The 12,113-nt window shown below is 75.0% G+C and carries 10 protein-coding genes; 5 read left to right on the forward strand and 5 right to left on the reverse strand.

Annotation, left to right across the window (positions count from 1 at the left end; all coding sequences use genetic code 11):
• Positions 1-133: 133 nt before the first annotated feature.
• Together ABWU78_RS06535 and ABWU78_RS06540 are read left to right on the forward strand one after the other, a co-directional pair.
• Entirely contained in the window at positions 134-1,150 is a 1,017-nt protein-coding gene (locus ABWU78_RS06535; protein WP_439157894.1) for an amino acid ABC transporter permease, read from the forward strand.
• 74 nt (positions 1,151-1,224) lie between these two features.
• Positions 1,225-1,989 (forward strand): amino acid ABC transporter ATP-binding protein, encoded by a 765-nt coding sequence (locus ABWU78_RS06540; RefSeq protein WP_253054946.1) that lies wholly within the window; start codon positions 1,225-1,227, stop codon positions 1,987-1,989.
• Positions 1,990-2,101: 112 nt separating this feature from the next.
• On the opposite strand, the gene ABWU78_RS06545 is transcribed toward ABWU78_RS06540, so the two are convergent.
• Positions 2,102-2,326 (reverse strand): hypothetical protein, encoded by a 225-nt coding sequence (locus ABWU78_RS06545; RefSeq protein WP_353708130.1) that lies wholly within the window; start codon positions 2,324-2,326, stop codon positions 2,102-2,104.
• Positions 2,327-2,514: 188 nt separating this feature from the next.
• Between ABWU78_RS06545 and ABWU78_RS06550 the strand changes: the two genes are divergently transcribed.
• On the forward strand, positions 2,515-2,955 hold the full coding sequence (locus ABWU78_RS06550) for an SRPBCC domain-containing protein (protein WP_253054596.1): 441 nt from the start codon (positions 2,515-2,517) through the stop codon (positions 2,953-2,955).
• Positions 2,956-2,984: 29 nt separating this feature from the next.
• On the opposite strand, the gene ABWU78_RS06555 is transcribed toward ABWU78_RS06550, so the two are convergent.
• Positions 2,985-4,061, reverse strand: coding sequence for a hypothetical protein (locus ABWU78_RS06555; RefSeq protein WP_439157895.1), 1,077 nt, complete (start codon positions 4,059-4,061; stop codon positions 2,985-2,987).
• A 322-nt stretch (positions 4,062-4,383) separates the two neighbouring features.
• Here ABWU78_RS06555 and ABWU78_RS06560 point away from each other — a divergent pair, with 322 nt between their 5' ends.
• Positions 4,384-8,268, forward strand: coding sequence for a TM0106 family RecB-like putative nuclease (locus ABWU78_RS06560; RefSeq protein ID WP_439157896.1), 3,885 nt, complete (start codon positions 4,384-4,386; stop codon positions 8,266-8,268).
• 189 nt (positions 8,269-8,457) lie between these two features.
• On the opposite strand, the gene ABWU78_RS06565 is transcribed toward ABWU78_RS06560, so the two are convergent.
• The 3 genes from ABWU78_RS06565 to ABWU78_RS06575 all read right to left on the reverse strand — a co-directional run bounded on the left by ABWU78_RS06565 (position 8,458) and on the right by ABWU78_RS06575 (position 10,486).
• Positions 8,458-9,204 (reverse strand): hypothetical protein, encoded by a 747-nt coding sequence (locus ABWU78_RS06565; RefSeq protein ID WP_439157897.1) that lies wholly within the window; start codon positions 9,202-9,204, stop codon positions 8,458-8,460.
• Between the two features lie 362 nt (positions 9,205-9,566).
• Positions 9,567-9,770 carry a transcription antiterminator/RNA stability regulator CspE gene (gene cspE / locus ABWU78_RS06570; RefSeq protein ID WP_047231069.1) on the reverse strand — a complete coding sequence of 68 codons (204 nt, stop codon included), beginning with the start codon at positions 9,768-9,770 and terminating at the stop codon, positions 9,567-9,569.
• A 239-nt stretch (positions 9,771-10,009) separates the two neighbouring features.
• Positions 10,010-10,486, reverse strand: a complete 477-nt coding sequence (locus tag ABWU78_RS06575; RefSeq protein WP_353708134.1) for a nitroreductase family deazaflavin-dependent oxidoreductase — start codon at positions 10,484-10,486, stop codon at positions 10,010-10,012.
• Positions 10,487-10,832: 346 nt separating this feature from the next.
• On the opposite strand from ABWU78_RS06575, the gene ABWU78_RS06580 reads away from it, so the two are divergent.
• Positions 10,833-12,086: a branched-chain amino acid ABC transporter substrate-binding protein gene (locus ABWU78_RS06580; RefSeq protein WP_353708135.1), complete on the forward strand. Its 1,254-nt coding sequence runs from the start codon at positions 10,833-10,835 to the stop codon at positions 12,084-12,086.
• The last annotated feature ends 27 nt before the right edge of the window (positions 12,087-12,113 follow it).

Below are 12,113 nucleotides of genomic sequence, written 5' to 3' on the forward strand. Positions count from 1 at the left end.
CCTGCGGGTCGTCGGGCGTCCCGTGGGGCCCGACGACGACGGCGCCCGCGACCGGCACACTGGACGCCTGCGCGGACGACGTCGTCCCCGCGGCCCGGCTCGTGCCCCGAGCCCCGACACCCCGAGGTGCACCATGACCGGTAGGACACCCGGCGGCGACGCCGCCGGCGCACCGGGCGACGACCCGGTCCCCGACCGCATCCACGCCCGCCCCGTCCCGCGGCCCGGCCGGTGGATCTCCGCCGTCGTGCTGCTGGTCCTCGCCGCGATGGCCGCGAACGCCCTGCTGACGAACGAGAAGTTCCGCTGGGACGTCGTCTGGCTCTACTTCCGCGACGTGACGGTGGTGCGCGGCGTGGGCTGGACGCTCGTGCTGACGTTCTGCTCGATGGCGATCGCGATCGTGCTCGCCGTGCTGCTCGCGATCATGCGGCGGTCGGACAACCCCGTCATGAAGTCGGTGAGCTGGGGCTACATCTGGTTCTTCCGCGGCACCCCGATCTACACCCAGCTCGTCTTCTGGGGGCTGGTCTCGGTGCTCTACCCGCGCCTGAGCCTCGGCATCCCGTTCGGCCCCGAGTTCTTCGAGTTCCGCACGGCGGACCTGTTCACGGCGTTCGTGTGCGCGCTCATCGGGCTCTCGCTCAACGAGGCCGCGTACCTCGCCGAGATCGTGCGCGCGGGCCTCGGGTCCGTCGACCCGGGCCAGACCGAGGCCGCCAAGGCGCTCGGCATGAAGGACGGCAAGATCCTGCGGCGCATCGTGCTGCCGCAGGCCATGCGCGTCATCGTGCCCCCGACGGGCAACGAGACGATCTCCCTGCTCAAGACGACGTCGCTCGTGCTCGCCGTGCCGTTCACGCTCGACCTGCAGTACTCCACCAACGCCATCGGCAACCGGCTCTTCCTGCCGATCCCGCTGCTCATGGTCGCGGCGATCTGGTACCTGCTCATCACGAGCGTCCTCATGGTGGGCCAGCACTACATCGAGCGGTACTACGGCCGCGGGTTCGGCACGCAGACGGCGGCCCGACGCCGCGGGCGCGGGCCGGGAGGCACGGGCGGCGGCCGCAGGAAGCCCAGCAAGCAGGACCTCATCGCCGCGTCCGGCACGACCAAGGACGACCCCTTCCTGGAGGTGACCCCGTGAGCGGGACGCACGACGCGGCATCCTCGGCGGCCGGCCGCGAGTCCGACCGGGCGCAGGCCGGCTCGAGCACGCCGATGGTGCAGGTCGAGGGCCTGCACAAGATGTTCGGCGACCTGCACGTGCTCCGGGGCGTGGACCTCGAGGTGCCGCGCGGCTCGGTGTGCGTCGTCCTGGGACCGTCGGGCTCGGGCAAGTCGACGCTCCTGCGCTGCGTCAACGAGCTCGAGGAGATCACGGGCGGGCGCGTCCGCGTCGACGGCGAGCTCATGGGCTACCGCGAGGTCACCAAGGACGGGCGGACCCGCCTGCACCGCCTGCACCCCAAGGTCGTGGCGCGCCAGCGCTCGCGGATCGGCATGGTGTTCCAGCGGTTCAACCTGTTCCCGCACATGACGGCGCTCGAGAACGTCGCGGAGGCGCCGGTGCAGGTGCACGGGCTCGCGAGGTCGGCGGCGCGCGCGCAGGCGACCGAGCTCCTGGCGCGGGTCGGTCTCGCCGACCGCGCCGACCACTACCCGGCGCAGCTCTCCGGCGGCCAGCAGCAGCGCGTGGCGATCGCGCGGGCGCTCGCGATGGAGCCCGAGCTCATGCTGTTCGACGAGCCGACGTCGGCGCTCGACCCCGAGCTCGTCGGCGAGGTGCTCGCCGTCATGCGCGACCTCGCGCGGTCCGGCATGACGATGATGGTCGTGACGCACGAGATCGGGTTCGCGCGCGAGGTCGCGGACACCGTCGTCTTCATGGACGAGGGCGTCATCGTCGAGCAGGGGACGCCCGAGCAGGTGCTCGGCGACCCGCAGCACGAGCGCACGCGGTCCTTCCTCGCGCACGTCCTGTAGGGGGCGTTCGCCCGAGGGGTGCCGGCCGCTGCCGCGAGATCGGCCCGAGCGTCCGAGATCGACCTTCGGTGGGTCGACGTGGTGACGTGGGGGTCGATCTGGCGTGCTCGGCTCAGACCGCGCGACGGCGGCGCGGGAGCGCAGGGGCGTCGTGCGACGCGAGGAGCCGGGGGGAGAGGCCGGTGGGGCGCGCGACGGTGACCATCTCCCCGCTGAGCGCTCGGCCCAGGTGCACGAGCGGCAGCATGTTCTCGTGCTCGACCACGAGCGCGTCGTAGATCGGGGTCTCGCTGTCCTGGGCGTGGGCGAGGGTGTGGGAGGGAGATCGCGTCAGCACGCCTCCCACCTTCGGTGAACCTCGTGCGTTCCGCGACCGGAAGCGGTGACGTGTCCGTGAGGCGTTCGTGGAGACCTTCGTGGAGGACCGGCCACGGTGGGCCACCGGTGGCGGGACGTGGGGCGGCGCAGTTCAATGCTCCTGACGCGAGCCCGTCGCCGCGTCCGGGTCGTCCCCGGGAGGACCGCATGAGCCTCGCTCCGATCGTCCACGAGCTCCGCCTCGCGTGCCCCGTCGAGGTCGCGTTCGACACGTACGCCGACCGGATCGCGGAGTGGTGGCCGCCCGGGTTCACCGACGACGCCGGGACGTTCTCCGGGCTCGTCGTCGAGCCCGTCGTCGGCGGTCGCGTGGTCGCGTCCCACGGCGCCGACGAGCAGGTGTGGGGGCGCGTCACGCTCTGGGAACGGGCGGACCGCCTCGCGCACACGTTCACCCCGGGCCAGCCGCCCGGGCGGGCGTCGCTCGTCCGGCTCGACCTGCGGCCGAGCGCGAACGGGACCGCCGTCCGGTTCGAGCACGGCGGCTGGGCGCCCGGCAGCGAGCGGGTGCGGTCGCGCTTCACCGGGTGGCCGCGCATCCTCAGCCGCTACGCGCGCCTCGCCGAGCACCCCGACCCGGAGAAGTGAGCCCCGGGCTCGCGGGGGCCACCGCGCTCTCACCAGCCCCAGTCGCCCCAGTCCCACCCGCCGTCGTCGCCGTTGCCGTTGTTCCCGTTCCCGTTGCCGTTGCCGTTGCCGGGCGGGTCCTGCTGCTCGTCACGCTCGTCCTGCTGCTTCTGCCGGTCGTCGAGCTCCTGCGACCGCTTCGTCGCGTCCTCCTCCGCCTTCGCGACGGCCTCCTCGCGCTCCGTGAGCTGGGTCGTCGCCGCGTCGAGCTCGGCGCGCTGCGCCTCCAGGTCGGCCCGCTCCGACTCGAGCTGCTCGCGCTCGGCCGCGACCTCGCTCTGGACGCGCTGCGCCTCGGCCTTCTCGCGCTGCGCCTCGCCCTGCGCGGAGAGCGTCAGGCCGATGCCGACGAGCAGGCCGAGGGCGACGCCCGCGAGCCCGACGGCGGTCGGCACGAGCCACCGGCAGCCGCGGTCGGGGGCGGCGTCCTCGTCGTCGTCGGCGCCGGGGAGCGCGAGCGGACCGACGCCCGTGGTGGCCCGCGGTGCCGGGTTCGCCGTCGTGCGCACGGGTGGTGCGGCGGGGCCGGTGGGGGTCGGGCCGACGGGGACCACGCCGGAGCGCGCGGGCCCGGCCGAGACCGTCGGTGCGCCGGTGGTCGTCGGGCGGGCGGCCGGGTCGTCGAGCAGCGCGCCGAGCGCCGGGAGGATCATCGTCGAGCCGACGACCGGGTGGTCGTCGACGGCGGACGCCCCGACCGGGTCGAGCGTCGCCACGCGCGTCGCGTCGGCCCCGGGTTCCGCGGGGTGCGCGCCGACCGCCCCGGTCGTGCCGACCGCCGGCGTCGCGCCGGACGAGCGCTCGCGCAGCGACCGGCGCGTCGGCGTCCCGCCCCCCGAGGGCACGGGTGCAGGGTGCGACGCGCCCGCGGGCAGGGGCTCGGTCGTGCGGAGCACCGGCGCGTCCGGGAGGGGCACGGGGACCGGGGACCCCGAGGTCGTGGCGTCCTCCCAGAACACCCAGCCCGGGGGCGGGGCCGGCCAGGACGGGTCCGGGTGCCAGTCGGTCGTGGGGGTGAAGCCCTCGGGGACGGGCCACCCCGGGGGCGGCACGAACCGCACGGCCATGGGGTCCTCCTTCGGTAGCGTCCGGTGCACGGTCGACGGGGACGCGGGGTCTCGACGGGGCTCCGGCTTCGACGGGAACAGTAGGGGAGTCGTGGCCCCGGGCACGAATCGCACCGACCGTGGGCCGGGAGGGGCGCCCCCGCACGGGCCACGGACCGGTCGCGGACCGGAGCAGAGGTCGCGGCACCCCGGCGGGCGCCTCGGGCGTGCGGCGGGGACCGCCGCGTCGCGACGTGGGTGGCCGCTGGTAGAACGGACGCAGACCGGCGAGGCGGCCCAGCCCCCGCCCCGACGGCGATCGTCCCCCGACCCGGAGGTGTGCGTGTTCCTCGTCGACGAGCCGGCGCTGCGGACCGTCGCGGCCGACCCCGGCCGGACCGCCACGAGCGGCGCGCCCGCGCGCGATCGCGTCCTCGTGCACTCGGCGAGCGACCTCGTCGTCGCCGCCGACTGCGAGTACCGGCTCCTGTGCCGGCTCGACGAGCAGCTCGGCCGCGCCCCGCGACCCGACGACGCGGAGGACGCGATGCTCGCGCGCACGGCGGCGCTCGGGGTGCGGCACGAGCACGAGGTCCTCGCGCGCTACGAGGCCGAGCACGGAGCGTTCGACCCGACGACGGGGCGCGGCGTGGTGCGCCTCGAGCCGCCGCGCGGGGTCTCCTGGGACGAGCTCGTGGCCGCGCAGGCGCGCACGCTCGCCGCGCTCGAGGCCGGCGCCGACGTCGTGCACCAGGCGACGTTCTTCGACGGCTCCTTCCACGGGCGCGCCGACTTCCTCGTCCGGACCGGCACCGACGACGCGGGGGCGGCCCGCTACGCCGTCGTCGACACCAAGCTCGCGCGGCGCGCCAAGGTCCCCGCGCTCCTCCAGCTCGCCGCGTACGGCGACCAGCTCCAGGCCGCGGGCGTGCCCGTCGACCCCGACGTCTCGCTCGTGCTCGGCACGCGCGAGCGCACGTCGCACCGCCTCGCCGACCTCCTGCCCGTGTTCCGGGACCGCCGGGACCGTCTCGTCCGGCTCACCGCCGAGCACGTCGCGCGCGACGGCCGCGCGCCCTGGGACGACCCTGCCGTCCGGGCGTGCGGGCGCTGCGCCGACTGCCGGGCCCAGATCGAGTCGCACCGCGACGTGCTGCTCGTGGGCGGGGTGTACGAGTCGCAGCGCGCACGGCTGCACGCGGCGGGTATCCGCACGATCGACGAGCTCGCCGCCGCGACCGACGAGACGCCGGTCCCCGAGGGCATGAGCCGGTCCACGTTCGCGACGGTGCGGCGCCAGGCCGCCCTCCAGCTCGGCACGGGGCCGTCCGACGGCACCGTCGTGTGGGCCGACGCGTCGGGGCCGCACGAGCTCTCGTGGCGCATCGACGACCCGGCGCCCGTGCTGGCGCTGCCCGCGCCGAGCCCCGGCGACGTCTTCTTCGACTTCGAGGGCGACCCGCTGTGGACGGACGAGAGCGGCACGAGCTGGGGCCTCGACTACCTGTTCGGCTGGGTCGAGCGCCCGGCCGCGCCCGAGGACCGGCCGGCCTTCCACGCGCTCTGGGCGCACGACCTCGCGGCGGAGCGCGACGCCCTCGTCGCGTTCGTCGACCACGTCAACGCGCGCCGCCGTACGTACCCGGACCTGCACGTCTACCACTATGCGGACTACGAGCGCGCGCACCTGCTCGCCATCGCCGCGCGGCACGGCGTGTACGAGGAGGAGGTCGACGACCTCCTGCGCGACGGCGTCCTCGTCGACCTGTACGCCGTCGTGCGCCAGGCGCTGCGCGTCTCCGACAAGTCCCGGTCGATCAAGAAGCTCGAGCCGCTCTACATGGGCGACGAGCTGCGCACCGGCGACGTGACCACCGCCGCGGCGTCGGTCGTCGCGTACGCGGAGTACACCGCCCTGCGTGAGGCCGGCCGCGACGACGAGGCGGACGAGCTGCTCCGCGGGATCGCGGACTACAACCGGTACGACTGCGTGTCGACGCTGCGCCTGGCGGACTGGTTGCGGCACGCCGTTCTCACCTCCGAGGTGGTTGCCTCGGGTGCGGGGTCGGGGGAGACGCGCGCCGTCTACCATCCGCATCCTCGTCGCTCGGATGCTCCCGCCAGGCCCGCCACGACGGCGCGCGTCTCCCCCGACCCCGCCCTGTCCGTCACCTCTCCCGGGGGCGAGATCGCGCCCGACAGGCGGGGTGGGGATCTGGCGGACGTCGAGCCGCGGGAGCGGGCGTCCGCGGTGGTGCTGGAGGAGGAGATCCGGGAGGTCGTGGGGGAGGACCGGGCCCGGCGGGGCGCCGACGAGCGGGCGCTCGCGCTGTACGGCGCGGCGGCAGGGTACTTCCGGCGCGAGGGGAAGCCGTTCTGGCACGAGCACTACTCCCGGCTCTCGCTCCCGGTGGACGAGTGGCTGGGGAGGCGCAACGCGTTCCTCGTCGAGGAGGCGGAGGTCGTCTCGGGCTGGGAGGTCGAGCCGGGGCGCCGGACGTGGTCGCGGCGCCTGGCGCTCGTGGGTCGTCTCCCCGAGGGGAGCGACCTGCGCGTCGGGGTGGCGCCGTACGTGCTCTACGACCCACCGCTGCCGCCGTGCGCCAAGACCGCCGTCGACGGCGTGCGCGGCTGGCTCACGGGGGCGTCGGTCGTGGACGCCGGGCGTCGGGCGACTCCTGCGGGCGACCGGGACGTGCTGGTCGTGCGCGAGCAGCTCCCGACAGGTGCCGAGCCGTTCGACGCGACCCCCGTCGCGCTCACCCCGTCGCCCGGCCCGAGCGCGAAGCCGCTCGAGGCGGCGGCGGAGGCCGCCGCCCGCACGGCGCTCCGGACGTGGCGGACGACGGGGACGCTCCCGCTCGACGCCGCGACCGACGTGCTCCTGCGGCGACGTCCACGGCTCGTGCCGGCGCCCGCCGCACCCGTGGACGGTCTTCGTGCTCCGGAGGGCAGCGACGGCGCGCGCCTCCCGGAGGATGCGGACGGTGTGGTCGCGCCCGGGCTCCCGCCGGTCGTGGACGGCGACGTCGTCGCGGCGGTCACGGCCGCCGTCGAACGGCTCGACGACTCGTACCTCGCGGTCCAGGGCCCGCCCGGGACGGGCAAGACCTACGTCGGGTCGCGCGTCGTCGCACGGCTCGTCGCGCGAGGCTGGCGGGTCGGCGTCGTCGCACAGTCGCACGCCGTCGTCGAGAACATGCTGCGGGCGGTCGTGCTCGGGGCGGGCGTCCCGCGCGAGGTCGTCGCGAAGAAGATCGCGGCGGACGGGCCGTCGACGCGCGCCGTGTACGACGAGCTCGACGGCGCCCACCTCGCGGCGTTCGCGACGCAGCCGGGAGCGCGCGTCGTCGGCGGGACCGCCTGGGACTTCGCGGCGGACCGGCTCCCCGCCGGCACGCTCGACCTGCTCGTCGTCGACGAGGCCGGTCAGCTCTCGCTCGCGACCACGGTCGCGGTGGCGCGCGCCGCGCGTCGGCTCCTCCTCCTGGGCGACCCGCAGCAGCTCCCGCAGGTGAGCCAGGGCCGGCACCCCGAGCCCGTCGACCGGTCCGCGCTCGGCTGGCTGGCCGACGGCCACGGCGTGCTGCCCCCGGGGCGCGGCTACTTCCTGCCGACGACCTGGCGCATGCACCCGCGCCTCGCGCAGGCCGTCTCGACCCTCGCGTACGAGGACCGTCTCCACGCGCACCCGTGCACCGCGGCCCGCGACCTCGACGGCGTCCCGCCCGGGATCGAGCAGGTGCTCGTGGAGCACGCGGGGAACTCGGTGCGCTCGCCCGAGGAGGCGGCCGAGGTCGTCCGGCAGGTGGAGCGGGTCCTCGGGCGGACGTGGACGACGACGGTCGACGGGGTCGAGGAGCGACGCCCGCTCGGGCAGGGGGACGTCCTGGTCGTCGCGGCCTACAACGCGCAGGTGTGGGCCGTGCGGGGCGCGCTGGAGGCGGCGGGGTACCCGGACGTCCAGGTGGGCACGGTCGACCGGTTCCAGGGCAAGGAGGCGCCGGTCGTCGTCGTGACGCTCGCGGCGTCCTCGGGCCGCGACGCCTCGCGCGGCCTCGGGTTCCTGCTGTCGCGGCACCGCGTCAACGTCGCGGTCTCGCGGGCGCAGTGGCGCGCCGTCGTCGTGCGGTCGCCCGGGCTCACCGACGCGCTGCCGCACTCACCGCGGGGCGTGGAAGAGCTCGGCGCGTTCCTGGGGCTGACCGGCTCCGCGCCTCTGGGCTGACCCGCCGTCGACCTGCCCCGCGCACCGGGGTGGCCGACGGCGGTGCCGACACGGGTCCGGCCCCGGCATCGCGGGGGTCCCGGACCCGGCATCGCGGGGGTTCCGGCCCCGGCATCGCGGGGCTTCCGGCCCCGGCATCGCGGGGTCCCGGACCCGGTGTCACGGGGCGGAGCCTGCGGCGCGGGTCGGTCAGAACTCCCCGAAGCCGCCGAAGTCGTCGAAGCCGCCGCCGAAGTCGCCGCCGACGTCACCTCCGCCGTCGTCGAGCCCGCCGCCCGCAGGGTCCCCGCCCGAGGCCTCGACGGCTCCGCCGTCGCCGCCCTCGGCCGCGCCGGGGTCCTCGGCGCCCTGCTCGGCCGCCGCGTCCTCCGCGACGGGCTGCGTCGGGTCGGCGAACGCGGGCCCGAAGAGGGCGTTCGCGACCGCCGAGCCGATGACGACGCCCGCGATCGTGCCGAGCAGGCTCGAGCCGACCATGGCGCCGAAGCCGGGTGCGCCCTGGCCACGGCCCGCGAACGTGCGCTCCAGGGTGCCGGGCTGGCGCATCTCGGCGCGCGTCGCCATCCGGGCGAGGTCCTGCGGCGCGTCGGACGTCGCGCGCTCCGACGCCGGCACCTGCTCACCGAGCTCGGCGAGGACCTGCCGCCGCTGCTCGGGCGTCAGACGCGCGAACGCCTCGGCGTGGGCCTGCTCGACCTGGTCCGGCGGCGCGGTGCGCAGCAGGTACCGGTAGCGGTCGATGGCGACCTGGTCGGGGGTGCGGGGCGCGGCCGCCCCGGGGCGCGCGTCCTGCGGGGCGCTCCCGTACGCAGGCTGGCCGGAGTACTGGGGCGGGTACTGCGTCGGGTGCTGCGCCGGCGAGCCGTAGGGGCCCGCCTGCGGGTCGCCGTGCGGGTCGCGCGGCTCGCGGCCGAGGAGCCGGTCCAGGAATCCCATGGGTCGTCCTCCGGGTGGGATGGCGCGGCGCCGTGCGCTCGCGCGGTGTCGTGGCCGGTGCGGCTCACTCCCGGACCAACGCGGAGCCCCGCCCCACGGTTCCGCCGGCCGCCGAACCCGGGGACGGGCGCCACCCGCGCCCTCCCGTACCCCGCGACCCCGGGTTCGCGGGGGCGCGCTCTCCGCCGAGCCGGGGTGACGCGTCATGTCGGCCGTCGCGTGACCCGCAGCCACGGGTTCGGCACCTCGTCCGACGGACGGCCGGGCCCGGACGCACGAGTGCCCCCGACCGGAGGGGTCGGGGGCACTCGGTGAACGATCGGTCGGCGCGACCCGTGAGGGTCGTCACCGGGGAGATCGGATCAGATCGCGCGGATGTTCTCCGCCTGCGGGCCCTTGGGGCCCTGCGTCACGTCGAACTCGACGCGCTGGTTCTCCTCCAGCGTGCGGAAGCCCTGCGACTGGATCGCGGAGTAGTGCGCGAACACGTCGGCCGAGCCGTCCTCGGGGGCGATGAAGCCGTAGCCCTTCTCGCTGTTGAACCACTTCACGGTTCCGGTAGCCATTGTTACTCCTTCAAGAGTGTGGAAACACCCCCCGCGGGCGCAGGGGAGTACATCACGGTGTTCGTCGTCAACTCTTGGGTAACAAGGTCCGCCGGGCGCCCGCCGGGTGGCGGTCACATCGACGCGAGGACAAGCGAGGCACTGCAATCTCGGGGTCAACCGTACAGGGTATGCCCCTTCTTGGCCATGGGTCGTCGCGCGGGTGTCGCGACGGCCGCACGAGGTCCCGACGCCGCAGGTCACACCCCGAGCGCGGTCAGCTCCACCACGGGCACGACCCGCCGCCAGTCCGCCTCCCCGCGCTCGGCGGCGAGCGGTTCGGCCCACTCGAGGAGCACCGGCTCCAGCACCGCCCAGCCCCGCGCGTACCGGGCGGCGTACGCGCGCAGGAGGCGGGCGCCGTCGTCGGGCGGGAGGGTGCGGGCGGTGCTCCGCACGTGCCGCCGTCGCCCCACCCACACGAGCACGCGCGGGTCCGCGACGACGTTGCGGTACCACTGCGAACGCGGCCCCAGCCCGGCGACGACGACCCACGACCCCGGCGCCGGCCGGTCGGTGACCTCGAGGACGACGTACCGGGCCTCGCCCGTGGACCGGCCGCGGTGCCCGAGCAGCAGGAGCCGTCCACCGGCGAGGAAGCCGAGGCCGGAGCGGAAGAGAACGATCGGGGCCCGGACGAACCAGCGGGTGTGCAGGAGGCGCGACGCGAGGGTCATCGCTCCACCGTAGAGGGACGCCGAAAACGGCACATCCGTACCGTCCACGGAACGAAACGAGACCCTTACGTTACGAGTCGGTAACAACTCCCTGCGTCCCACGAAATCCGATCCGCCTACGTTCGCGTCACCCAGGAACGCGGAGGCGCCACCTCCCGCGGATTCGTGGGTCCGGAGCCCTCCGAGATGCCGCGGAGGGCTCCGGGCGACACGTCCGCGGGCCGGTTTCGTCCCCGGGTGACCTGTGTCACTATTCAGCACGCAATTCAGTGTTGAATTCAGCGATCGACCGCGGAGAGAAGCGGCGTGGCCGCCCTCCGCGGGGATCAGGACCACGGAGGTTGGCATGCATCGCACAGCACGACGGGCGAGCGGGGGTGCTGCTCTGCTCCTCGCGGCCACTCTCGTCCTCACCGCCTGCGGTCCCCAGTCCCAGGGCGGCGGAGACGACGAGACGACCGGGACGTCGACCGAGACCGACGACGGTGGCTCGGCCGACCTGAGCATCGTCCCGTCGGTCCAGATCGACATCGACGGCGCCGAGGTCGAGGCGACCGCGGCCGGCAACCCGGCCGACCCGGCCGGCGACGGCAGCGCCGAGTGTGCCGAGGGCACGTCGATCGCGATGGCGGGCGCCCTCACGGGTCCGAACGCCGCGCTCGGCCTCAACATCCTGTACGGGGCGAAGGTCGCGGTGGACGCGTTCAACGCGGCGAACCCCGGGTGCCAGGTGACCATCAAGGAGTTCGACACCGAGGGCGACCCGCAGAAGGCCACCCAGGTCGCGCCGCAGATCGTCGGCGACACCTCCGTGCTCGGCCTGCTCGGCCCGGCGTTCTCGGGCGAGACCGCCGCGACGGGCGACGTCTTCAACCAGGCGGGCCTGCTCTCGCTCACGGCGTCGGCCACGAACCCTGACCTGACGGCGAACGGCTGGACGAACTTCTTCCGCGGCCTCGCCAACGACGCCGTCCAGGGGCCGTCGGTCGCCAAGTACCTCGTCAACACGAAGGAGTTCGGCAGCGTCTGCGTCGTCTCCGACAACTCGGACTACGGCATCGGTCTCGCCCAGCAGATCACCGAGGGCCTGGGCGACGCCGCGAACGAGGACTGCGCCGCCGAGGTCAAGACGGGCGACAAGGACTTCTCCGCGGCCGTCCAGATCATCTCGGGCGCGGACGCCGACGCGGTCTTCTACGCCGGCTACTACGCGGAGGCGGCGCCGTTCGTGCAGCAGCTGCGCGACGGCGGCGTCGAGATCCCGTTCGTCTCGGCGGACGGCACGAACGACCCGCAGTTCGTCTCGCAGGCGGGCGCGTCCTCGAAGGGCGCGATCCTCTCCTGCCCGTGCGGCCCCGCCCCGGAGGACTTCGCGGCGACGTACGAGGAGACGAACGGCCAGGCGCCGGGCGTGTACTCGGTCGAGGGCTACGACCTCGCGACGATCATGCTCACGGGCATCGCGTCCGGGGTGACGGACCGCGCCGGCCTGATCGACTACGTGGCGAACTACTCCGGTGAGGGCCTGGCCCGCACCTACGAGTGGGACGACACGGGCGAGCTCGCCTCCGCGCTCATCTGGATCTACGAGGTCCAGTAGTCCGACGACGACGGGCGCCCTGCCCCG

This window comes from Cellulosimicrobium sp. CpK407 (genome assembly GCF_051844275.1).
GTDB lineage: Bacteria > Actinomycetota > Actinomycetes > Actinomycetales > Cellulomonadaceae > Cellulosimicrobium > Cellulosimicrobium cellulans_G.

Coding starts and splice junctions, on each gene's coding strand:
- cspE (WP_047231069.1), bottom strand. CDS start 9,770: ATGGCTACCGGAACCGTGAAGTGGTTCAACAGCGAGAAGGGCTACGGC.
- ABWU78_RS06565 (WP_439157897.1), bottom strand. CDS start 9,204: ATGGGATTCCTGGACCGGCTCCTCGGCCGCGAGCCGCGCGACCCGCAC.
- ABWU78_RS06535 (WP_439157894.1), top strand. CDS start 134: ATGACCGGTAGGACACCCGGCGGCGACGCCGCCGGCGCACCGGGCGAC.
- ABWU78_RS06580 (WP_353708135.1), top strand. CDS start 10,833: ATGCATCGCACAGCACGACGGGCGAGCGGGGGTGCTGCTCTGCTCCTC.
- ABWU78_RS06555 (WP_439157895.1), bottom strand. CDS start 4,061: ATGGCCGTGCGGTTCGTGCCGCCCCCGGGGTGGCCCGTCCCCGAGGGC.
- ABWU78_RS06540 (WP_253054946.1), top strand. CDS start 1,225: ATGGTGCAGGTCGAGGGCCTGCACAAGATGTTCGGCGACCTGCACGTG.
- ABWU78_RS06550 (WP_253054596.1), top strand. CDS start 2,515: ATGAGCCTCGCTCCGATCGTCCACGAGCTCCGCCTCGCGTGCCCCGTC.
- ABWU78_RS06575 (WP_353708134.1), bottom strand. CDS start 10,486: ATGACCCTCGCGTCGCGCCTCCTGCACACCCGCTGGTTCGTCCGGGCC.